19 protein-coding genes and 3 pseudogenes are annotated in these 22,719 nt (G+C 58.8%); 13 read left to right on the forward strand and 9 right to left on the reverse strand.

Going from position 1 to position 22,719, the window contains the following annotated elements; translation table 11 throughout:
- The first annotated feature begins 240 nt into the window (after window positions 1-240).
- On the forward strand, window positions 241-1,518 hold the full coding sequence (locus AD659_RS16175; protein ID WP_053123037.1) for a hypothetical protein: 1,278 nt from the start codon (window positions 241-243) through the stop codon (window positions 1,516-1,518).
- Here AD659_RS16175 and AD659_RS29335 read toward each other — a convergent pair.
- Window positions 1,515-2,317 (reverse strand): annotated as a pseudogene (locus tag AD659_RS29335) (IS5 family transposase). The gene AD659_RS16175 and the pseudogene AD659_RS29335 sit on opposite strands and share 4 nt — an antisense overlap.
- 161 nt (window positions 2,318-2,478) lie before the next feature.
- On the opposite strand from AD659_RS29335, the gene AD659_RS16190 reads away from it, so the two are divergent.
- The 4 genes and pseudogenes from AD659_RS16190 (at window position 2,479) to AD659_RS16205 (ending at window position 8,538) form a co-directional block, all read left to right on the forward strand.
- Window positions 2,479-3,453 carry a hypothetical protein gene (locus AD659_RS16190; protein ID WP_053123039.1) on the forward strand — a complete coding sequence of 325 codons (975 nt, stop codon included), beginning with the start codon at window positions 2,479-2,481 and terminating at the stop codon, window positions 3,451-3,453.
- A gap of 44 nt (window positions 3,454-3,497) precedes the next feature.
- Window positions 3,498-3,674, forward strand: a pseudogene (locus tag AD659_RS16195) (GNAT family acetyltransferase); the annotation flags it as partial.
- Window positions 3,675-3,825: 151 nt separating this feature from the next.
- Window positions 3,826-5,994 (forward strand): TonB-dependent siderophore receptor, encoded by a 2,169-nt coding sequence (locus tag AD659_RS16200; RefSeq protein WP_053123041.1) that lies wholly within the window; start codon window positions 3,826-3,828, stop codon window positions 5,992-5,994.
- A gap of 513 nt (window positions 5,995-6,507) precedes the next feature.
- Window positions 6,508-8,538, forward strand: coding sequence for a hypothetical protein (locus AD659_RS16205; protein WP_053123044.1), 2,031 nt, complete (start codon window positions 6,508-6,510; stop codon window positions 8,536-8,538).
- Window positions 8,539-8,643: 105 nt separating this feature from the next.
- Here the strand turns inward: AD659_RS16205 and AD659_RS16210 are convergent, their stop codons facing one another.
- On the reverse strand, window positions 8,644-9,378 hold the full coding sequence (locus AD659_RS16210) for a substrate-binding periplasmic protein (RefSeq protein WP_053123046.1): 735 nt from the start codon (window positions 9,376-9,378) through the stop codon (window positions 8,644-8,646).
- A gap of 203 nt (window positions 9,379-9,581) precedes the next feature.
- On the opposite strand from AD659_RS16210, the gene AD659_RS16215 reads away from it, so the two are divergent.
- The 3 genes from AD659_RS16215 (at window position 9,582) to AD659_RS16225 (ending at window position 11,970) form a co-directional block, all read left to right on the forward strand.
- Window positions 9,582-10,382, forward strand: coding sequence for a hypothetical protein (locus AD659_RS16215; protein ID WP_053123048.1), 801 nt, complete (start codon window positions 9,582-9,584; stop codon window positions 10,380-10,382).
- A 148-nt stretch (window positions 10,383-10,530) separates the two neighbouring features.
- Window positions 10,531-10,692 (forward strand): hypothetical protein, encoded by a 162-nt coding sequence (locus AD659_RS16220; protein WP_156330592.1) that lies wholly within the window; start codon window positions 10,531-10,533, stop codon window positions 10,690-10,692.
- 324 nt (window positions 10,693-11,016) lie between these two features.
- Entirely contained in the window at window positions 11,017-11,970 is a 954-nt protein-coding gene (locus AD659_RS16225; protein ID WP_053123051.1) for an alpha/beta fold hydrolase, read from the forward strand.
- Window positions 11,971-12,163: 193 nt separating this feature from the next.
- On the opposite strand, the gene AD659_RS29345 is transcribed toward AD659_RS16225, so the two are convergent.
- From AD659_RS29345 to AD659_RS16240, 3 genes and pseudogenes are all read right to left on the reverse strand, one after another.
- A complete protein-coding gene (locus AD659_RS29345; RefSeq protein WP_082343570.1) occupies window positions 12,164-12,556 on the reverse strand; it encodes a GFA family protein in 393 nt (130 codons plus the stop codon).
- A 70-nt stretch (window positions 12,557-12,626) separates the two neighbouring features.
- Window positions 12,627-13,105 (reverse strand): annotated as a pseudogene (locus tag AD659_RS16235) (CPBP family intramembrane glutamic endopeptidase).
- On the reverse strand, window positions 13,105-14,031 hold the full coding sequence (locus tag AD659_RS16240; protein ID WP_053123055.1) for a LysR family transcriptional regulator: 927 nt from the start codon (window positions 14,029-14,031) through the stop codon (window positions 13,105-13,107). The pseudogene AD659_RS16235 and the gene AD659_RS16240 overlap by 1 nt, the downstream one beginning before the upstream one ends.
- Window positions 14,032-14,163: 132 nt before the next feature.
- Between AD659_RS16240 and AD659_RS16245 the strand changes: the two genes are divergently transcribed.
- Window positions 14,164-14,565: a RidA family protein gene (locus AD659_RS16245; RefSeq protein WP_053123057.1), complete on the forward strand. Its 402-nt coding sequence runs from the start codon at window positions 14,164-14,166 to the stop codon at window positions 14,563-14,565.
- An 81-nt stretch (window positions 14,566-14,646) separates the two neighbouring features.
- Here AD659_RS16245 and AD659_RS16250 read toward each other — a convergent pair whose 3' ends face one another.
- The 4 genes from AD659_RS16250 to AD659_RS16265 all read right to left on the reverse strand — a co-directional run bounded on the left by AD659_RS16250 (window position 14,647) and on the right by AD659_RS16265 (window position 17,667).
- On the reverse strand, window positions 14,647-15,126 hold the full coding sequence (locus tag AD659_RS16250) for a VOC family protein (RefSeq protein ID WP_053123060.1): 480 nt from the start codon (window positions 15,124-15,126) through the stop codon (window positions 14,647-14,649).
- A 69-nt stretch (window positions 15,127-15,195) separates the two neighbouring features.
- Window positions 15,196-16,497: an Nramp family divalent metal transporter gene (locus AD659_RS16255; protein ID WP_053123062.1), complete on the reverse strand. Its 1,302-nt coding sequence runs from the start codon at window positions 16,495-16,497 to the stop codon at window positions 15,196-15,198.
- Between the two features lie 152 nt (window positions 16,498-16,649).
- On the reverse strand, window positions 16,650-16,886 hold the full coding sequence (locus AD659_RS16260) for a hypothetical protein (RefSeq protein ID WP_053123064.1): 237 nt from the start codon (window positions 16,884-16,886) through the stop codon (window positions 16,650-16,652).
- Entirely contained in the window at window positions 16,879-17,667 is a 789-nt protein-coding gene (locus AD659_RS16265) for an MlaA family lipoprotein (protein ID WP_053123065.1), read from the reverse strand. Before AD659_RS16265 ends, AD659_RS16260 begins: the two co-directional genes overlap by 8 nt.
- 344 nt (window positions 17,668-18,011) lie before the next feature.
- Here AD659_RS16265 and AD659_RS16270 point away from each other — a divergent pair, with 344 nt between their 5' ends.
- The 4 genes from AD659_RS16270 (at window position 18,012) to kefC (ending at window position 22,714) form a co-directional block, all read left to right on the forward strand.
- The gene (locus tag AD659_RS16270; RefSeq protein ID WP_053123095.1) at window positions 18,012-18,722 is read left to right on the forward strand and encodes a response regulator; all 711 of its coding nucleotides are present in this window, start codon (window positions 18,012-18,014) and stop codon (window positions 18,720-18,722) included.
- Window positions 18,719-20,065 (forward strand): ATP-binding protein, encoded by a 1,347-nt coding sequence (locus AD659_RS16275; protein WP_053123067.1) that lies wholly within the window; start codon window positions 18,719-18,721, stop codon window positions 20,063-20,065. The genes AD659_RS16270 and AD659_RS16275 overlap by 4 nt, the downstream gene beginning before the upstream one ends.
- 299 nt (window positions 20,066-20,364) lie before the next feature.
- Complete coding sequence (gene kefF, locus AD659_RS16280) at window positions 20,365-20,886, forward strand: glutathione-regulated potassium-efflux system oxidoreductase KefF (RefSeq protein ID WP_053123070.1); 522 nt, start codon at window positions 20,365-20,367, stop codon at window positions 20,884-20,886.
- Between the two features lies 1 nt (window position 20,887).
- Window positions 20,888-22,714, forward strand: coding sequence for a glutathione-regulated potassium-efflux system protein KefC (kefC, locus tag AD659_RS16285; protein ID WP_053123073.1), 1,827 nt, complete (start codon window positions 20,888-20,890; stop codon window positions 22,712-22,714).
- Window positions 22,715-22,719: the final 5 nt, after the last annotated feature.

Below are 22,719 nucleotides of genomic sequence, written 5' to 3' on the forward strand. Positions count from 1 at the left end.
AACGGAGACAGATCTATTTATCTTGAGTTAAATAATCCGCCCCCTTTTCCCACGGGGGATTGCCCACCGGGCTGGCGATGTCGAGCGGTCTACGCAACATGTGTTGTGGGGGTTGAGAGTGGGGTAGGATAAAGCTAGGTTAATACTTATGGCATCTGAAAAAGCGGGCACCCACGCAGTAACTGTGAACGCTTCTCCAGCCAGCGATTGAAACCCGCAACTCTAAGTCCAGGGAAAGACATGAAAATAAGCTCGTTTTTAGATGTGACAAAACTCAAGCCATTCAAGCGTAGACGCCTAAAAAAAATGGAAGACCCCTTCAATCTTTACTATGAGGAGAAGGCGGAAGTCTTTTGCATTGGGAAGATCCCATTGCGAATAAAACAAGAGGCACGCTCTATAATCAAGGGAAAACTCGAAAATGACATTCAATTCAATCGAGACTACGTAAATTCTCTTGACCTCTCTTCAGAAGGCAAAGAAATATTTGACTCCGCCCTTTCACAACTATCGTTTTGGATATCAAAACTAGTCGGCATGAAGAAGAGAAGAAAAGGACAGTCATTATACCCATGGCAATATGCAGTCATTATTGTTCCATCGCTGAGCTTCAATGCTTGGGTCAGACTGTCTTATGATGAAAAAGATAATACCGCATTAATTTTTCTCAATACGGGTGTGTTACTAGAGAATCTCGACAGGCTACACGCAACTTTTTCGACACCTGGCTTTCTTGAAGAGTTTTGGAGCGGTAAAGCTCCTATTGAAAAGCCATTGGAGATAAAGCAAGGATACCTATGCAATTTATCCGAGAATCAAGTCTTTCGCGCGATGGCTACAGAGATAAGTATCAAGGCAGCAATGTTCGTAGTTTTTCATGAGCTCGCACACTTCCTTCGAGGGCACGTATCTTATTTGAGAGGTGAGTTGGATCACTCAGGAGAAATTCATGAAGCGCCAACCTCGAACACAGAGGAAGTGCTGGACAATACCACAAGAAGGGTTATGGAGGTCGACGCCGATCAAATGGCAGGTATATTTGCATCGCAATTTTGGCGACAATTTGATCACCCTGCGGTATCCCCCAAGGAGTTTCGAAATGAAGCTTTTTCTTTAGAGGTCATGTCGGCGATCCTTTCCAACAACTTGATACTTGGACAATATGAATTCTCAGATAAATATTACAGCCCAATATGGCGCACGCAGCATATATTAGAATTTTTCTATAAAGACTTTTTCTATGTAGATGAAACGCTCCCCCTCCTAGAAAGACAAAATCGACGCGAAAAAATCAGCCGTGACATGTATAAACTACAGCTGGAGTTGATGTCAGAACATGAGCGCTCCTATGAAATAATGGGATGGGGTAAGGGGCTATCAACTGAACGATTAGAAAAAGAGATCGATAGTTTATTGGGCGATGATCAATTAGCGTTTAACAGGTTGATACCGGTACTGGCTAAATACATGCCACCCAATTTTTTTTATCAGCGGCCTGACGGTCAGGAACAATATTAGGCACTGTACGAAAAGTAATGTCGCAAACACCGCATAGCACAAGCTAACGATACCATCGCTGCATAACTTTTCGCGAGCTTGTCGACGCGCGTGACGATGCGGCGGTTCTCTTTCAGCCAGCCGAACCTGCGCTCGATGAAGTTGCGCTGCCGGTATTTTGGCCGATCAAACAAGCGGGGCAAGCCGGGCTTGGGTTTGCGTTTCATGGTTCGCAGAGGGATTACTGGCTGCATCCGGTAACGGTCGCAGTAGCGACGCAGGGCTTCGGCATCGTAGCCCTTGTCAGCCAAGAGCCAGCGACAACGCTTTCGAGGACGACCGCGTAAGCTGGGGACATAGGCTTCATCGAGCAGTGGGCTGGGCATACGAGATATTACTGACCTGCCCACCCGAAAGCAGAAAACGCAGCGGTATGCCGTTGGCGTCACACCACACATGAATCTTGGTCGTCAGGCCTCCGCGACTGCGGCCTAGCGCGTGGTCTGAGGGTTCATCAGGCCCCCTTTTTTCCCGGCGCCTGATGAGGCTCGGGTTGCGCTTACAGCCGTGGAGTCGATCATCCATGTTTCCAGGTCGAACGTTCCTTGGTTACGCCAATCCCGAAACCGTTGGTAGACCGTTGACCAAGCCCCGAAGCGCTCGGGCATGTCGCGCCATGCGGCACCTGAGCAAAGCACCAAGAGCACGCCATTGAGCATCAAACGATCATCGGCTCTGGGCCGACCACTGCGCCGGGCTGTTCACAGAGGTCAGCAACCAGCTCCCAGGCTGCATCGGGAATTTCGTACCGTTTCACCATCGTGGCCTCCTGCCTTCGATGGGCGCGAACTCTATCGAATGTCAGTGTTCAAGTGCGGTGACGGCGGTTTCAAAGGATTTCGTACAGAACCTAGACTGACATTGTTCGATCAATGCTTTGCGCATACTATTACTCCTTCTCTGCCGCATGACAAACCTAACATGAGCTACGACACAGAACTTGAACTTATATTCCACAAACTCGACGGACTGTCATTTCAAGGCTTCTTTAATGAGCTTATGGTATATGACACGAACGGCTTCTGCCCCGTGCGACAAAAACTGGATGGTGGCAATGACGGTTTCGTGCCAGCCACAGGAACCTTCTATCAGGTGTACGCTCCAGAATCCATAACGAGCTCAACCATTAACACCGCCTCATCAAAGCTAATCGAGGATTTTGAAAAACTAGCCAGCAAGTGGCACTACACAATTAAAATTCAAGAATACATATTTGTAATCAACGACAAATTCAAAGGAGCCGATAAAAAGCTAATCGAGCGCGTGCACGGACTAGGAATTGAGCACAACATAAAAACCCAGGTACTTACCGCATTAAACCTCCAAAGTATATTTTATAATTTACCCCTAGAAAAACAGGGCCACCTGATTGCAAAACACTCCAGTGGCAGACCCAGCAAATCAGCCATTAAAGTCGCCGCCGACGTTGTTTCCAGCAAACTTCCAATCGACCTCTGGAAATCAATTGACGAACAGATACCATTTTTCGCTGTTGACGAAGCCTACCTAAACCTGCTCTCTGAAATCAGATCAACACTATTTTCTATACATTTTAGTGAGCCCGAAAAAGACATTACCGACAACCTCATCAAAAGCATCAACACCTTAGTCAATCGCTTCTACGCCGACAACACTACAGAAAAGAACGGAGAGAGAACCTGGGACAACTCTTGGAAAAGAATATATCCTCACCCAAAAGCAAGAGAATTCGACGCTGCCCTTATCAATTGGGAAAAAGATATTTTCCTCGCTGCCGAACAACTTTGCGCGGCCTTAAACGCTTTCGCCAACCATGTCAGGCAATACCATCTACCAGACTTTCTCAACCATAGAAACTACACCATAACAAGGCTAATCGACACTATAAAAAATGAATACATAGAGTACCAGCCTTAAATTGTATTTAGAGGCCGGTGCCCTAGGGATGGCCTGAAAATGGCCGGATATTAGAGGGTGCCCTGACTGCCCTAGGGTGCATGAAAATCAACCTGCAAATTGTCAGCGCAAATGAGCACGTCAAAACCTTCTACGAGTCGCTGGGCTACTCGATCGAACCGCGCATCAGCATGGGGAAGAAAATCGAATCGAATATCGTGATGCCTGGCGGACAGTCCTGAGGGAGGAAAGTGTCCCCCTAGGCTCCAAAAGTGTGTCCCCCTACGCCCTTGCGCATCGCCTACTCCAACCGCAACAAACTTTATCGCCCAGACAAATCCTGTGATACTTAATGCGAATTACTCTCACGCGCATTAGCATCAGGATCTATTCATGTCGACTCGTGCCACCCCACCACGTCACTTCACCCCTACCCGCAATCTTCTGGCCATGGCCATCTGCATGGCCGCCCTCGCCCCCGCCTACGCCGATGACAACACCACGACGCCACCCGCCACCCTGGAGCTAGGCGCAACCGAAGTCACCGGCAGCGGCCAATTAGGCAGCACCACAGAAGGCACCGAGTCCTACACCACCGGCGCGATGTCGACCGCGACCAAACTCCCGCTGACAATGCGTGAAACCCCGCAAGCCGTCACCGTCATTACGCGCCAGCGCATGGATGACCAGACGATGACCAGCATCAACGACGTGGTCAAGGCGACGCCCGGCTTGTTCCTGGACTTTTCCGGCGGTCCTGGTCGGCAGACCTACAAGGCGCGCGGTTTTGAGATCGACAACCTGATGTATGACGGCATCCCGAGTGGCTACGACGGCGTTAACGTCGGTGCCCAGCCTAACTTGGCGATGTTCGATCGGGTCGAGGTGGTGCGCGGTGCCACCGGTCTGGTGACGGGTGCGGGCAACCCTTCGGCCGCCATCAACCTGATCCGCAAGCGGCCATTGGCCGAGCAGAAACTCACCCTGACCGGTGCCGCCGGCAGTTGGGACGACTACCGTGGCGAGGTCGATGCCTCCAGCCCGCTCAACGACAGTGGCACGCTGCGTGGTCGGGTCGTGACGTCTTACCGCGACGCCAACAGCTTCATCGACAACGTCGAGGAAGATCACGGCCTGTTTTACGCGGTCACCGAAGCGGACCTGAGCGAAGACACCACCCTGACCCTGGGTTTTTCCCATCAGAAAGACAAGACCAATTACTTCTGGGGTGCCTCGATGATCGGTCAGGACGGCCATCATCTGGACCTGCCACGCTCCTACAACCCCGGTACGGATTGGGAGAACAAGGATCAGGAGATCAACACCGTATTCGCCGAAGTCCGTCATCGCCTGGCCAATGACTGGAACCTTCAGGTCAACGCCAACTACGCCGAACAGAACGCGTTGTTCTCCGGATCTTACCAATCGCGCTGGGTCAACAACACACTGGCCCGCACGGCCTACCAGGCCGACTTCGATGAAAACCAGGCCGGCGTGGATGCCTTTGCCAGCGGGCCCTTCGAGGCGTTCGGGCGTAGCCATGAACTGGTGGTGGGCGCCAGCAAGCGCATCTACGACATGAATACCCACAACTACAGCCCGTACGACACCAACTGGCCGATCAATGCGGGTAAACCGAACTTCGTCCACACCGATAACCAGCGCGAAGTGACCACTCAGGACGGCGTCTACCTCACCACACGCCTGAGCCTGGCCGACCCGTTGAAGTTGATCCTCGGCGGGCGCCTGGACTGGTACGACTACGATAACCGGGATGGCGACACCGACTACAAGGTCACCCGTAACGTCACCCGTTATGCCGGTTTGATCTACGACGTGGACGACCATCACTCGGTCTATGTCAGCTACAGCGACATCTTCACGCCGCAGCGCGAAAAAGATACCTCCGGCAGCCCGGTCAAGCCCATCGTCGGCAAGAACTACGAGGTCGGCATCAAGGGCGAATATTTTGGTGGCGCGCTGAATGCGAGCGTGGCGCTGTTCCGCGTCGACCAGGAAAACCGCGCCGTACAGTTGTTCACGGCAAACTGCCCACAGGCAAGCTGCTATGAAGCCTCCGGCGAGATTCGCAGCCAGGGTATCGACTTCGAACTGCAAGGCGCCTTGACCGAAAACTGGCAAGTCGGCGGTGGCTACACCTATGCGCGCACCCACACCATCAAGGATGCCGCCAACCCACAGAACGTGAACAAGCAGTTCGACACCGACACACCGGAGCACCTGTTCAAGCTGACCACCCATTATCAATTCCAGGGCCCGCTGGAAAAACTGCGGGTTGGCGGCAACGTCTCCTGGCAGAGCCGCATGTACAACGACATTCCGCTGGTGGATGGCAATGAGTACCGGCTCAAACAAGGCAGCTACGCGGTCACGGACCTGATGGCCGGCTACCGGGTCAACGAGAACCTGGATTTGCAGGTCAACGCCAACAATATCTTCGACCGTCGGTACTACTCGACGATCGCCAACTCCGCGAGCTACGGCGGTGATGCCTACGGCAGCCCGCGCAATATGATGCTGACTGCAAAGTACAGCTTCTAGAAAAAAGGGGGGCGTGCCTTGGAACGCCCCCCTTTTTCGGGTTGAGCGGACGCTCTATCTGTCTGGAAACAGGCCTATCCCTCTAATGCCAGTCAGTTAAGTGACTCCACGGGCAAACACACAAACCGTGGCGAGGGAGCTTGCTCCCGCTGGGCTGCGTAGCCGCCCCAAAAACAGGGCCGCTTCGCGACCCAGCGGGAGCAAGCTCCCTCGCCACGAGGCTACTGCCCGGCTTTATTTCGCTTGACTGACTGGCATTAGCCCTGCCAACCAGACAGCGCGCACGATAACGTGCCATTGACCACTGTTTCAGGCCGCTTTCGGTCCAGGCTGCGTGAAAACGCCAGAAAAATCGAGACTCGATCACAATTCGATAACTGTGATATGCCCCAGGTTCTGCGACGCCTAGCCAAGTACAAATACCAAACTAGACTCCGTAACACCGTCACTTCACACCCCCCCACCAAGCGCATCACCAAAACCACCGTAGCCTCGCAGATAGGGATATCGCTCATGTTCAATCTCGACGAATCCGAACAGACGAAAAGTGCCATCGCCCCTGCATTTTCCGCCGTGCCACCCACCAATGGCGGCATCGAAAGTACCGGCGTGGCGGTTGTCTGGCAGAACATTCTTTGGAGTGATGTGCTGCAGATGCTCTCGGACATCAATCCCCCGCTGACCGGTTCCTTCATCGATTACCGCTACTGGGCAAACGGCATTCTTCGTTGGGCGCTGAGCCAGCTGGATGACGATGGCAACCCGCTTTATGCGTTCGCTATCCCATCGTGGGAAACGGGCTCCGATGACAACGGCAATCCTGTCGTCGGGGCGTTCCTGTTCCCGCTGGGCACCCAAGTTGCCCTGCTCCAGCCCAGCGACGACGAGCTCAACGCCGCGCTGGCGAGCGCCTACGGCAATCAGCCGCCCCTCACGCTGACCTCGAACCAGACCGGCGATCCTGACGAGCGCCGCTGGGCCGCTGCTGCCCACGCCTATGCCCAGACGCAAATCGACGCTAACGGTAATCCCTACGCGGCCGGGATCCCGAGCTGGGAAATGGTGGTCGAGAGCGGGCAGAACTACCGAGGCGTCTACGCCTTCAGCTACACCCCTGGTATCCAGGTACTCAAGGCGGGTCGCGCCGCCCTGATGGATCAGATTCTCACGGGCATCCTCGAACCCTTGAACAGCCCGAACCTGATGGACTCGAACATGAGTGTCCTCGCCGTGGCGGCCAACCGTTGGGCCATGCGCTACGGGGGGGTGTGCGGCGCAGGGACCTTTGGCTACTGCTCTGCCAAATACGCGGTGGAGAACGATTGGTACACCATCTTCACTCACGACGTCGTCATTTGCTTCGCACCACAACAGCCGACCATGGACTTGCTGCAATCCATCGTCGACCAACCCGCCGTGGCCTGGCCTGATTTCAACAATGCCTACTCGGCGCTGTGCGTCGCGCTTGGCAATATCATCAACGGGGCAAACTCCAACGACCCACTCGACCCACGCGCGCTTGCGCTGGCGTCACCGGACTGGTCGCCGAACACGGTCGCCACCGAGCTTGCCACCTGGTTGCAGTTCGACACCAGTGGCAACTACGGTTTTTCGTCCACCGCCCCCGCGGCACCGACGGGTGTGGCCGCCGACGACTGGCTCCAGATCATCTATACGGTCTGGCAGGAGATGAGCGCCATCGAACAGCTTCAATCGCTCTACACCTACACCCAAGGCACCTTGAATACGGCCCAGGGCACGGCCAATACCCTGATCAGCGGCGCGATCGCCAACATGCAGGCCAAGACCGACGACAGCGCGCTGCTGGACTTCTGCCAACTGCTCAAGGATCTCGGTTATTCGCTGGTGTGGTTTTTCCCCGAAGCCGTCGCCCCCTGGGCCAACCTTGCGGTGGTGGCGGTGACCGATGTCATCCGCGTGATCACCAGCAGCCTCGACGGATCATCCAGCTCGATCACCATCGGCCAGTACTGGGAGCAGGTCGCCGACTCCTTCGAAACGAGCAACAAGAGCCTCAGTAACTTCTACACGACCATCGCCAGCGACCACGGGCGTCTGATGAACTTCTACCACTACGCCGACAACGGCAACCTGCCGATACCCACTGGCAATAATGGGGGTTCCTCGACCTCGGACGGCGACAGCTCCACCGCCACCGCCATGGCCAACGGGCTGATGTTGCAGGCCTACCAGAACCTGATGCCGCTCTTCTGGGCAGTCGCCTGGGCCTGCCCCGATCCGCTCAGCGGCAGTGGCTATGATGCTTACTCGACACTCACCATTCCCAGAGCGCCCGAGGGAACCTATGTCGAGGGCACGTATTACGAGTTCGCGATCATCTGGAGCGACAGTAATATCGTCAAAAGCTATCCGACGTCAGCGATGATGACGGACCTCACCAGCACATTGAACGTCAACCTGATGGACATCATGGCCCGGACCGATCCCTGGCTCGGTGTAACCAGTTGGTTTGGCTGGTTCCTTGGCAATCAGGTCATCTTGCAAGGCCCCTACACGCGCTGATCCGTGATCGCGGCCTCAGCGTCAAACCGTGGTGGATGAGTTGATTGCGGAGCGGTTTTCGATATCGCATCGCTGGTTCAGTGAATGGCGCCAGCGCCGCACGTCTTATCGCTCATACCGCCGCTGAATCCGCTCCAGGTCCCCGGAACGACGCAACTGCTCCAACGCCTGAGCCCACGCCGCCACCACTTCATCGTCACTGTCAGGGCTAAAGGCGATGTACAACGATGAGCGATACAGTTCGATCGGAATCCGTCGCAAGGTGCCCGGCGCGATGTTCAACTGTCGGCTGTAATAAGCCACGCCCGCATCGGTGTCGCCGACGATGATCTGGGTGCGTCCGGCAAGCAGCATGCGGTAGAGCAACTTGCTCTCGGTGGCGCTTTTGTCCAGGTTGTTGAAGCCCAGCGACTGCAACATCTGGGGCACCAGGCCGGCGTGGCGCGTGGTGATCTGCGGGGCGTTCAGGAGTTGTTCCAGGGTGTTCAACGGCGGGGTATTGGCCAGTTGATAGGGGTGGATGGACTCCTCCACGATCGGCCCGACCCATTTGTACAACGACTCGCGCTCCGGCGTGCGAAACAGGGAGTACATGATGGTCTTGGGGCGGTGCTTGAGTATTTGGGTGGCGCGCATGCTGGGCTGCAACAGCACCTCGAAATCATCCCCGGTCAGCGCCATGATCGCCCGGACGATCTCGGTGGTCATGCCGGTGAGCTGATTGTTTTCCTGATAGTTATACGGTGCCCACTCTTCGGTGACGACCTGATACGGCTCGGCCCTGACAACCGTGCCGAGCAATAGGCAGAACAACGCAGCAGCCGGTATCGAATGTCTCACGCGTACTCCCTGTGGACCGTTCGGTGTTCGTGCATGGGTGGGCCTGATTAAAGAGCGCAAGGTAAGCATAGACCCAAACACTTGCCCGACAGTTGACGCAGTCCACATTCCGCCCCTTAGCAACCTCTGGACCTTGGTGTAGGATCAGCGCGAACCGGCTACGCGGCGCTCCCCTTTCGCCCTCCTCTTGTGACCCAGCCCACATGAACCCAATCGACCCATTGTCGTTTCAACGCATCCTCACCGCCCATGGCGATCTCGAAGGCGCGTCATATTTCGATGTGGAGGAAAGCCTTGCCCATGAGGTGTTCCCCGACCGCATCGTGTTCCAGACCAATTACCTGGATTACCGCAGCTATGAGGTCGATCTCGCCGAAGGCAGCGTGCGTGTGCGCAAGACGCGGCTGGATAATTACCTGCGCGGCCATAAGGCCCAGGTGATCGAGGACGAGATGGATGACGAGGATTGGGACGAGCTAGCCAGTCTGTGGCAGCGCTTGAGCCACGACCTGGATACCCAGGGACAAGGGCCGCAGCCCGATCTGGCCGATACCCTGGCCGACCTGTTCGATAGTTTGTTCGATGAAGTCCACGCGCAAACGCTCATTCAGAACCTGCCGGCGCCTATCGGGCAATGGGATTGGGCCTGGACGCAAGTCGAGTCAGCGCTCACCGAGACCAATCAATTGGCTGGCTTCGAATGGAAGGAATGGTCGTCCTGCGGCGTCGCTGCGGTCAATGCCCTGGCCCCATTGCGGCAACGGGGCATCGAAATCCCTACGCCAGATCGTAAAGCCCTCGATGCCGTCAACCGTGCCAACGATTGGGAGCGTGCGCTCCTGCAATACTTCAATGCGCAGTTGGAAGCCCATGACTTGAAGTTGCTGGCCATCGGCACGCACTTCGATGAATACCAGGCCTTCGCCTGCCTGCCCATGAATGGCCTGGGCCTGGTCAATGCCTTGGAGATCATGGGCAGGCTGGGCATCGTTTATAAATATTAAGCGACTGACGCCCGGTGTTTTCGGCCGCTTTACAAGCCCATAAAGGGCTACCCCCTCTGAGCCTCGAAGTGACGACATGACAAACTGTGAACATTGCGGATACCGCCTCCTTGACGACACCGCCGTTTGCCCGCGATGTGCCGGGGAGATGACGTTCACGGTAGAGACGCTCGCGCCGAGGTCCCAGCCGTCGAAAGGGCTGAAAATCCTCAAATGGGTGCTTATCAGCATGGTGGTCGCGGTGCTGGCGGCCGTAGCGGTGGTCGTGTGGATCTTTAATTCGTTGGGGCCGATGCCTTCTTTTGGTTGAGGGCGATTTCAGGGCACCTGAACAAGACAGTGTGGCGAGGGAGCTTGCTCCCGCTCGGCGGCGCAGCCGTCGCACATCGGCCAATGAAATACACTTGGAAGACTCGCGTCGTTCCGTTTGGGGCGGCTTCGCCACCCAGCGGGAGCAAGCTCCCTCGCCACAACAGTCACCTTGCAACCGAAGCGAAACGCAGCTATCCGATTTTCCTATAGTTGCTATCGATGCCCACGCCGTTCTCGTCATCGGTCTCTCTCTCTAATCTGCCCACCAACGCGATCGATGACGGTCGCCGCAGATCAAACCGACCTTATGGAGAGAGACACGATGAACACCTTCAACCGCACCCTGGCTGTCGCGACCCTGGCCTTGGCCACCCTCAGCGCCGAGGCCGCGTCGCCGGTCCAGGCCGCTGCGAGCGCATCTGCTGTCGGCAGCGTGGTCCAGTCCGCCAGCTACATCACCACCAAGGATGGCGTGCAGCTGTACTACAAGGACTGGGGCCCGCGCGATGGTCAGGTCGTGACGTTCAGCCACGGCTGGCCGCTGGACTCCGACAGCTGGGAAGGCCAGATGATGTTCCTCGCCTCGAAGGGCTATCGGGTAATTGCGCATGACCGCCGCGGTCACGGTCGCTCCAGCCAGCCTTGGGAAGGCAACGACATGGACCACTACGCCGACGACCTGGCTGCGGTGATTGAAGCGCTGGACCTGAAGAACGTGACGCTGGTGGGCTTCTCGACGGGGGGCGGTGAAGTGGCTCGGTATATCGGGCGCCACGGTACCGGCCGGGTGAAAAAAGCCGTGCTGGTTTCCTCGGTCCCTCCGTTGATGTTGAAGACAGAAACCAACCCCGGCGGCTTGCCTCTCGAAGTATTCGACGGCCTGCGCAAGGCGTCCCTGGAGAACCGTTCGCAGCTCTACCTGGACATCGCCTCGGGCCCGTTCTACGGCTACAACCGCAAGGGCGCCAAGCCATCCCAGGGGCTGATTCAATCGTTCTGGGTGCAGGGCATGCAGGGTGGCAGCAAGAATACCTACGACTCGATCGCGGCCTTCTCGGCGACAGATTTCCGCGGCGACTTGAAGAAGTTCGACGTGCCGACCCTGGTCATCCATGGCGATGACGATCAGATCGTGCCAATCGACGCTGCAGGCCGGGCCTCGGCGGCGCTGATCAAGGGCGCCCGACTGATCGTCTACCCTGGCGCACCACACGGTTTGACCGAGACCCACAAGGACCGGTTGAACCAGGATCTGCTGACATTCCTCAAGGAATAAAAACACAGATTCCATGTCCAAGCGGGCTTGCTCGCGAAGGCGCCGGGTCAGTCAGCATTGAAGTTGACTGACCTACCGCTTTCGCGAGCAAGCTCGCTCCCACAGGGGTTGGTTGTGAACCCTGCATTGGGTGCACCGCCGACCAAAATTGTGGGAGCGAGCTTGCTCGCGATAGCGGTGGAACAGGTTGCAGTTATTCCTCGACCCGCCCCGTACCCTCACGATCATGCTCATAGCATCGGGTCAGCGGAAACGCCGGCAACCAGGGCTCACGGCGCACGGTCCAGCTTTCGTAGGTGGGCATCAGTTGATCGGGCGCGTCCAGAATCCCCAGGTGCACTTCGATTTCATCGCCAGAGCGGGCGAACAGCGACGAGCCGCAACGAGGACAGAAAAACCGCCCGGCGTAATCCCGCGTTTCACCCTCGATTGTCACCGCCTCCCGAGGGAATACGGCTGCCGCGTAGAACAAAGCCCCGTGATGCTTGCGGCAATCGAGGCAGTGACAAAGGCCAACACGGTACGGCCGCCCTGAGGCTTCAAGTCGAACGTTGCCGCACAGGCAGCCACCGGTGAATCGGTCCATGGTACGTCTCCCCTGTCGTCGAGTCGTCGAGATACAACCTTCGACCGCTCTCATCCGTTCCTGGTTTAACTCACTGAAACCCTGCCATCGGCACCGCGATCAGCCAGATCGCCGTCCCATGGGTCGCCGTCGACGCCACCACCCCATAACGCATGCGCACGAACCCGCAGGCCACGCCCTCAATCAACGTGAACAACAACACAGGCCAACCCAGCTGGGTAACGCTCAAGGCGAGAAAGGCATGCAACGCCGAAAACGCGAGGGCACTGATCAGCGCTGCGCGCAGCTCGCTGACATGCCGTTCGAGATAGCCCTGCAAGAAGCCACGAAACAGCACCTCCTCCAGCGCATTGGCGCCATAGGCCAGCACCGCCATGCCGAGCAACCAGGCCCAGCCACCCGGCATCGCCGTTTCAGCACTCTGATAGACACGATCCGCAACGCGGTCTGGGTCTTGGGTGTCAAGGCGAACCAGAGGCCGAACAGTGCGAGGCCCGGGAGCAGATACCGTACGTAGTCCAGCAGCACAGCGAGTCCTTCGGCGATCATCACACGCGTCCCTTGGCAGCCACCGGCGCATGCTGCGCCATCAGCTCCACCACCCAATCGATGAATACCCGCAGTTTGGCATTGACGTGGCGGTTAGGAGGGTAAGCCACGTAGAGCGGCATCGGGTCGAGCTGCCAGTCTTCGAACAGCGGCACCAATTCGCCCTGCGCGTGGTGACGCCGGGACATGTACTCGGGCAACCAGAGCACACCTAGCCCCGCCAGGCCGGCCGCGAGGTAGGCGTTGCCGTCGTCGATGGCCAGCGCGTAGCGCCCTTTGACGTGAAGCAGCTCACTGTCACGGCGCATGGCGTAGGGCAAGGATTTACCGGTGCGCGCCCACAGGAAACCGACGGTGCGATGGTGTGAATCTTCCAGTTCCCGCGGATGCGCGGGCCGGCCGAAACGTGTCAGGTAACTTGGAGCGGCAAAGACGCCGAGGGCGAGATCGCCGACACGTCGGGCGACCAGCGACTGATCCGTCAGCTCACCGCCGCGCACCACGCAATCGACTTTCTCATCGATCATGTCGACGATGCGATCACTGACCCCCATATCAATCTGGATGTCCGGGTACCGCGCATAAAATGCCGGCAAGGCCGGCACCAGAATCATTGCCGCCAGCGGGCTCGGCACATCCACCCGCAGACGCCCACGGGGTTGCGCCTGGGCGTTGGAGACGCTGGTCTCGGCATCGTCCATGTCGGCCAGCAAGCGGATCACCCGCTCGTAATAGACGGCTCCATCGGTGGTGACATTGACTTTGCGTGTGGTGCGGTTGAGCAACTTGACCCGCAACCGCGCCTCCAACTGCTGCACCAGTTGGGTCACGGTGGTCTTGCTCATGTGCAGGGTTTCCGCCGCCTTGGTGAAACTGCCCGCCTCCACCACTCGTACGAACGCTTGCATCGCATCAAAACGGTCCATTTCTGCCCCGGGTATCGGTCCGATTATTTGGGATTCACAAACAGTGAGCGCCAAGGTTGCTCGTTTATCGCCCGGGCACAAGCCCCTAGAGTGCGTTCATCGTTTGGCACCCACTCTTTGATGGAGGTATTCATGACACAGCGCGATGTGGTTTTCCCGCCTGGACGCCAGGCACTGTATGAGCGCAATCGCTATTCGCCGGCGATTCGTTCCAATGGTTTTTTGTTCGTCTCCGGGCAAGTCGGCAGCACTGTCGACGGTTCGCCAGAAGCCGACCTGGAAGCTCAGGTGCGGCTGGCGTTCAACAACCTGAAGGCGATCCTCGCCGCGGCCGATTGCAGCTTTGACGATGTGGTGGATGTGACGGTGTTCATGGTCGATCCCGAATCGATCTTCGAACGGGTCTGGAGCGTCGTGCCCGAATTCTGGGGCAGCGCGCCGCATCCGACGCTGACGGCGGTGGGGGTGACGTGGTTGTATGGGTTTCAGTTTGAGATCAAGGTGATTGCCAAGGTGCCTGAGACCACCCCGTAGCTCAGTGGCCATCAAGGTTGACTGTGCCGCCGTCATCGCGAGCAAGCTCGCTCCCACAAGGGAATGGTGGTGATTCGCGGGCTAGCCTTTCACCGCTGCTTCAATCGCGGCAATGTCGATCTTGGTCATGGTCATCATGGCTTCGAAGGCACGCTTGGCCACGGCTTTATCGGAACTGCCGACCGCTTCAAGCAACACCCGCGGGCTGATCTGCCACGACAGACCCCACTTGTCCTTGCACCAGCCGCAGGCGCTGGCCTGGCCGCCGTTGTCGATGATGGCGTTCCACAAGCGGTCCGTTTCGGCCTGGTCTTCCGTTGCAATCTGGAACGAAAAAGCCTCGCTGTGCTTGAACACCGGTCCGCCGTTGAGGCCGATGCAGGGAATACCGATCACCGTGAAATCCACGGTGATCACATCGCCCTCCTTGCCCGACGGATAGTCGCTTGGGGCATGGTAGACAGCGTTCACCGCGCTGTCGGGAAAGGTCTTTGCGTAGAACTGCGCAGCTTCCTGGGCGTTGCCGTCGTACCAGAGGCAGATCCTGTTTTTATTGTTCATTCCGCTTCTCCGAAAGGGACTGGACGATAAAGTCTAGCAGTCCCCCCGAAAGTTGCAGATGGCCGCGCCTCAGGTAAACAGATCGACCCCCAACTGGAACGCGACCCACAACGCCAAGCCCGTGGCAAACATCAGCGCGATGTTCTCGAACAGGTTGTTGCGATACTCCTTGCCCAGCAGGGACTTCTGGTTGGACATGATCAACAGGCCCAAAGAAATCACCGGCAAGCCAATGATGTTCAGCGCGTTGACACCGATGGTCAGCGTGACGAAGTCCGGCATGCCTGGGAGCGACCAGATCAGTGGCGTCACGAGAATGAACAACATGAACCATTTATGCATCGGGTCACGGTGGAACTCTTTGCCGTAACGCTCCCGGCGCCCGGGCCGTACATGCTGGAAGGCGTCGGTGATGAGCATCGGGAACGCCGTGGTCTTGCCGGAGATGCTGGCGAACAGCGTGGCAAACACGCCGACAAAGAACACGTACCAACCGATCGAACCGAAGAATATTTCCAGGGCCTTGCCCAGGTCGCCCAGGGTTTTGACCTCGATGCCGTTGGGTCGCAGGATTTCCGCACCGACGATCCAGATGGCCAGGTTGATGACGATCCCGACAAACACCGCAAACAACAGGTCGTTACGCTGGATACGCTTGTGTTCAGGCCCTACCCAGCCCTTCTGGCGCATCACATACGGATGGACGAAGTTGGCGATGGAACCGGCTACCGCACCGATCACCGAGACGGCCACCAGCAGCGCGCCGTGCACGCCTTCATCAGGCGGAATGCTGAAGCCAATGGTGCCTTTGACGATGCCGGCGACATCCGGGCCGGACATCACCGCCAGGGCCAGGAACGCCAGCGTCATGATCGCCAGCAGGCCTTTCATCACGCCTTCGATCATCGAATAGATATTGCGCCCGACGAGCATCCACACGGCCAGCACCACCGCCACCGAACACAGCAGTGGATAGTCGACCTTGAGCAGCATGGCCAATGCCTCACCGGCGCCCTTGATCATGTAGGCATTCATCAGGTGCCCCATGAGCAATGCATACACCAGCATGAACCAGGCGAAAAACGGATTGAGCTGGGCATAGCCCTGCAGGATGGTCATGCCCTGGTTATTGCAGAGCTGGAAGCGCGCGATGATGTTGACGATCAGGTAGCGCAGCAGCAGAGAGACCGCCAGCACCCACATCATCGCGTAGCCGTAGTTCGCGCCGGCCACGGATGAGGTGATCAGGTCGCCGGCGCCCAGCCAGGAAAGGACGGCGATAATGCCGGGGCCAAGAAGCTTCAGCAGCCGCACGAAACGGCTTTGCGAAGGGGCCACGGCCTGGCCTTCAGCGGAAGGAATGCTCGACATGGATGGGGTCTCCGTTATTTTTTTTGTGAGAAACGGCCACAGTCGAACATATTAGATACGACGTCGTACAACCATTATTAATCAGTAATTATGTATAAATGTTTCGTGGCATTCGCTCCCAAGATAACGCTGTATTGAGGAACAAATTGCCACTAACTCCTCACCTGCTCGCCGTTATCGACCATCCAGCGCACCATCCGCGCCAATGGCACCCGATGCTGCTGGATGGCGCACCAGCTGACGTGTTCATGGCGGTACAGCTCGACATAACGGCTAAGCAACACATGCCGACCATCCTCGGCCAAGCGCAGCTCAACCTCACGGCAATGCAACACATCCGGCGCGAGCGAGCGCATTCGCCGATGCAAGACCAGCGCCTGGTTATTCATCGGCAGCGGCTCCGTCCTGGCATTGCGGGTTGTCCTCCACCACCGCCCCCAACTTGCCCTGCGCGACAAGATCGGCTCGCCGTTGCGCCGTGGCGTCGCGAAGCGCCGCGTAGTAATCCGGTGCGGCCTGCAACTCGTCGGTCAGCGGCAAGGCCTCGGCACGGCCGTCGACGATGCCGCCGACGGTGTTGATCGTGCCCAGGGTCTCGACCGTGCTGCTGTTGTCGCCGAACGGGTCGACGGCAAAACTCAGCACTTTGCCCGTCGCGTCCCGCAGGTTGGCGCTGCCCAGCAGCGGCAGCTCCACGGTAGGTCCGGGGGCGAGGTTCCAGACGCCGAAGGTCTGGCCGAAATCGGCCTTGTGGCGCTCGATGCCCAGCTTGCCCGACACGTCGATCAGCCCGACGAGCCCCGCCGTGGTGTTGATGACGAAACGGCCCAAGGTATTGACCGAGCGCTGGGCATTGCCTTGCAGCAGATCGTTGATGAACACCTTGGGCTCGCCGAAGTTCGCCACGAAGTTGTGGACGCCGGCCTGGAACATGTCCGGCAACTTGCGATAACCACGGGCCACCGGCGCCAGCGCATAGTCGTCCACGGTTCGGTTGAACGCGAAGATGCCACGGTTGACGGGTTCGGCGGGATCGTAAACGGTATAGGTCGCGCTTTCACACGAGCCCGGCTTTGCAGCCGGCGTGCTGGAGCAACCACTGGCGAGTGCCACCAATACAACCACGACGGTGGAGCGAACGAACGACGGAGCGGGCTGGGTGATCGGCATACAGGGTGATCTCGGCGAGGAATGGGGATGTTGCCTAGGCCGGTCCAAAGCCAAACACAGCCCCCTGTGGCGAGGGAGCTTGCTCCCGCTGGGTCGCGAAGCGGCCCCAAAAAAAGCGGTGAGCGCTTCGCACTCAAGCGGGAGCAAGCTCCCTCGCCACAGGATTTGTACAGCGCTGACTCGTTTTTAACTGACCGACATCAAGGCCATCCTGCCGCCGTTTTTTTGCCCGCAGATTTCCAGAATATTGCCCGCCGGCAACTTTATTACCGGGTTGAAATATATGACGCAGGCCCCGGATTGACCCTAGTATTCCCCTGTATTCCTTACCCTGCGTGCCCACCGTGAGCCATCTATTACTGGTGGACGATGACCTCGAAGTCCTCGCCCTCTTGCGCAAATTCCTCGAACAACATGGCTACAGCGTAGCCGTGGCCGCCGACGGCAATGCCCTGTGGCAGGCGGTGGCGCACCAGGTGCCGGACCTGATCATCCTCGACGTCATGCTGCCGGGGGACAACGGCCTGGTGCTGTGCCAACGGCTGCGGGCCGAGCACACGGTCGGCATCATCATGCTCACCGCCATGGGCGAATTGAGCGACCGCGTCGTCGGCCTGGAGCTGGGGGCGGACGACTACTTGACCAAGCCCTTCGACGCCCGGGAGCTGTTGGCCCGGGTGCGCGCCGTGCTGCGACGCACCGGTGAAGCCAAGGGCACGTTGAGCGACTCATCCCGGCCAATCCTGGAGTTCGAAAACTGGCAACTGGACGTCACCCGTCGCGAATTGCGCTCACCGGACAAGGTCATGATCCCGCTGTCCAGCGGCGAGTTCGAACTGTTGCTGGTGTTTGCCGAGCACCCGCGCCGGGTGCTGACGCGCCAGCAATTGCTGGACTTGACCCGCGGCGAAACCTTCGAGGCGTTTGACCGCAGCATCGACGTTCAGGTGAGCCGCCTGCGACGCAAGTTGGAAACCGACATCCCCGGTGCGTCGATGATTCGCACCGTGCGCAACAGCGGCTATCTGTTCAGCCCCCACGTGGTGAAGCGATGAAGCCCGCGCGCTCGGGCACGCATCGGCCACGGGACACGGTGGCGCGCTGGATCGCCCTGACCACCCTGATCGCCATGCTGACCTTGCTGGCCCTCAACGAACTGTTCAGCCTGCTGGCCGGTGCCTGGGCGCGCCCTCCCCTGATGGAGACCGGCCTGATGGAAAAGGCCGCCGCCATCACCCGTATCATCGACTCCGTCGCCCCCGCACAACGCCCAGCGATTGCCGCGGCCGCCAGTGACCAGGCGTTCAACGCGCAATGGCTGCAGCGACATGAAGAGGCGCGTCTGCCAGTGATCGACGACCCGGAATTCAGTGAAGGCTCGGCGTTGCTGCGCCGACAATTGGGCCGGCCGGACGCCAGGATCGAAGCCTACGAACCGGGCGACTGGCCGGCCAACCAAGCGGATGCGCGCTACGCGGTGATCATCGAACTGGCCGACCATTCCTGGGTGATTTTTTCCGTGCCTTCACGCAGTTGGGGGCTGGGCGAATGGGCGCGCAACGGGATCATCATCGCGCTGATCCTGCTCTCGACATTGATCGTCGCGCTGATTGCCACCCGGCACCTGGCCGCACCCTTGGAACGCTTTGCCGAAGGCGCTCGGCGCTTTGGCGTCGACCATCAGGCGCCACCGATTCCGGTCATCGGCCCCCATGAAATCCGCCAGGCGATCCTCGCGTTCAATGCCATGCAGGCCCAGCTCAAGCACTTCCTGCAGGACCGTACGCAGATGCTCGCCGCCATCTCCCATGACCTGCGCGCACCGTTGACCCGCATGCGCCTGCGCGGGGAATTCATCGAGGATGCCGAACAGCAGTCGCGCTTGTTCAGGGACGTGGACGAGATGCAGGCGATGGTCAATTCTGCCCTGGAGTTCTTCCGCGACGATGCCCGGCTGGAACACGCCACCGCGTTCGACCTGGCCGAGCTGCTGCACACCATCGTCGATGATCTCAAGGACGCCGGCACCGAGGTCGCATTCGAAGGCGCCCAACGCTTCGTGTACGTCGGCCGGCCCATCGGCATCAAGCGCGCCTTGGTCAACCTGATCGACAACGCGATCAAATATGGCGGCGCGCCGACGGTTCGACTCCAAGCCGACGCCCATCGAGTGGACATTCGCATCCTCGACCGTGGGCCGGGCATCGCCGCCCAACACCTTGAGCAGGTCTTCACGCCGTTCTTTCGTATCGAAGGCTCGCGTAACAAGCACACCGGCGGCGTCGGGCTGGGCCTGTCGGCGGCCAGGGCGACGGTGCTGGAGCACGGCGGGACGCTGACCCTGAGGAATCGAAAGAGCGGCGGATTGGAGGCCAGGGTCTCGCTGCCACTGGACTGAAGCCCCCGGATGTATCGATCCGCGCTAAACAATCGGCGCCTTCCCCGGTAGGATGTCCGGCCTTTCCGGCCTCGACCCTGCCTGGGAAGGCGCTCTTGTTTGTATCGCTCGACCCCGTACCATCGTTCGCGCTCATTGTAGGAGCTGCCGAGCGAAGCGAGGCTGCGATCTTTCCCCAGACACTTGAGTCTCAAGCGAAAGATCAAAAGATCGCAGCCTTCGGCAGCTCCTACAGGCCCAGCGGGAGCAAGCCTCCTCGACAGACAAGAATCGACGGAGCCAAACCAAGGAATTCACCGATGATTCTTATCATCTATGCGCACCCCTACCCCGACAAATCGCGGGTCAACCAGCAGATGCTCAAGCGAGCCTCCAGCAACCCGGACGTGGTCATACGTTCGCTGTATGCGCTTTATCCCAATTTCGATATCGACGTCGAGGCGGAACAGCGAGCGGTGGAGCAAGCGGAACTGGTCGTCCTCCAGCACCCGATGTATTGGTACAGCACCCCGCCGCTGCTGAAACTGTGGATCGATAAAGTCTTCACCCACGGCTGGGCCTATGGCAAAGGCGCCACGGCGCTCAAGGACAAGAGGTTGCTGTGGGCCGTCACCACTGGCGGCGATCAGGCGCATTTCCAGATCGGCGACTACCCAGGCTTTGCAGCGCTGGCCCAACCCCTCCACGCCACGGCCATTTATTGCGGCATGCGCTGGCTGGAACCCGTTGCCGTGCATGGCGCGTATGCCGCCGACTCCGAGGCCCAACGCGCCCAAATCGAACACTACGGCGAACGCCTGGCCGTCTGGAAGGAAGATTGAGATGGAGACGCACAGCCTGATTGAAATGCTGATCTACCTGGCCTCGGCGACGCTGATCGTACCGATTGCCGTTCGGTTTGGCCTGGGCCCGGTGCTGGGCTACCTGCTGGCCGGGTGCATCATCGGCCCGTGGGGGCTGAAGCTGATTACCGACGTGAAGGCGATCCTGGAGTTCGCCGAAATCGGCGTGGTCCTGATGCTGTTCATCATCGGCCTTGAGCTCGACCCCAAACGGCTCTGGGCCCTGCGCCGGATGGTGTTTGGTGGCGGTGCCTTGCAGATGCTGGCCTGCGGCGGTGCAATCGCAACGTTCTGCGCGGCCCTGGGCCTGAACTGGACGGCGGCGCTGCTGGTCGGCCTGACCCTGAGCCTGTCCTCCACGGCCATCGCCATGCAGGCCATGAGCGAACGCAACCTGACCACCACCGCCGTGGGCCGCAGCAGCTTTGCCGTGCTGCTGTTCCAGGACATCGCGGCCATTCCGCTGGTGGCGATGATTCCGTTGTTGTCGGCCCACGGCGACACGCCTTCGGGCACCGCGCTGTTGCTGTCGATTGGCAAAATCGTCGCTGCCATCGCCATCGTCGTGCTGTTGGGGCGCTACGTGACGCGCCCGTTGCTGCGCTTCGCTGCACGCTCAGGCTTGCGCGAGATTTTCAGTGCCGTCGCCCTCTTCCTGGTGTTCGGCTTTGGTTTCCTGCTGGAGGAAGCCGGTCTGTCGATGGCCATGGGCGCGTTTCTCGCCGGGGTGCTGCTCGCCAGCTCCGAATACCGCCACGCCCTGGAGAGCGACATCGAGCCGTTCAAGGGCCTGCTGCTGGGTCTGTTTTTCATCGGCGTCGGCATGTCGATCGATTTCGGCACGTTGATCAATGCACCGCTGAAAGTCATCACCCTGACCCTGGGTTTCATCCTGATCAAGTTGCTGGTGATCAAGACCATCAGCCGCTTCTTGAATGTCCCTGCCGGCCAGCGCTCCTGGCAAGCGGTGTTGTTGGGCCAGGGCAGCGAATTCGCCTTCGTGGTGTTCGGTGCCGCAACGCTGGCCGGGATCCTGAGCGACCAGTGGGGCAAGAGCCTGACCCTGGCGGTGGCCTTGTCCATGTGTCTGACGCCTCTGCTGATTTTGCTGCTGGATCGCTTTGAGTCGGTCACCCGGAAAAACAAACGCGAATCCGACCTCGTCGACCAGCAGAATCCCCGCGTGATCATCGCCGGCTTCGGCCGCTTCGGGCAGATCGCCGGCCGCCTGTTGATGTCCTGCGGCGTCGACGTGGTGGTTCTGGATCACGACCCTGACAACATCGAGACGCTGCGCAAATTCGGCGTGAAAGTCTTTTATGGCGATGCCACGCGCCTCGACTTGCTGCACGCAGCGGGTGCGGCCCAAGCGGTGGTATTGATTAACGCGATCGACGACCAGGAAGACAACCTGACGCTGACCCGACTGGCCCAGGAACACTTCCCCGCGTTGCAGTTGATCGTACGGGCGCGGGACATGAGCCACCTCATCACCCTGCGGCAGATGGGCGTGGAGGCGGCCGAGCGGGAGACCTTCGAGAGCGCGCTGTCATTGGGTCGCAGTGCGCTGGAGCACATGGGGGTCGGGGCTTACGAAGCGCGTGAGCGAGCGGATCAGTTCCGCCGACTGAACCTCAAGATGCTCGAGGAAATCGTCGCCCAGCCGGAAGACGACCTCAAGTTCCGGCACGACGCCTACCGACGCGCCAATGCGCTGCTCACGGAGATGTTCAACGAAGACCGTGCCCACCCCGTCGACAGCTGGCCGGAACACCACCGCAACGAAACGGACAAGACGCCGGGTTGACCGGC

Source organism: Pseudomonas thivervalensis, assembly GCF_001269655.1.
GTDB lineage: Bacteria > Pseudomonadota > Gammaproteobacteria > Pseudomonadales > Pseudomonadaceae > Aquipseudomonas > Aquipseudomonas thivervalensis.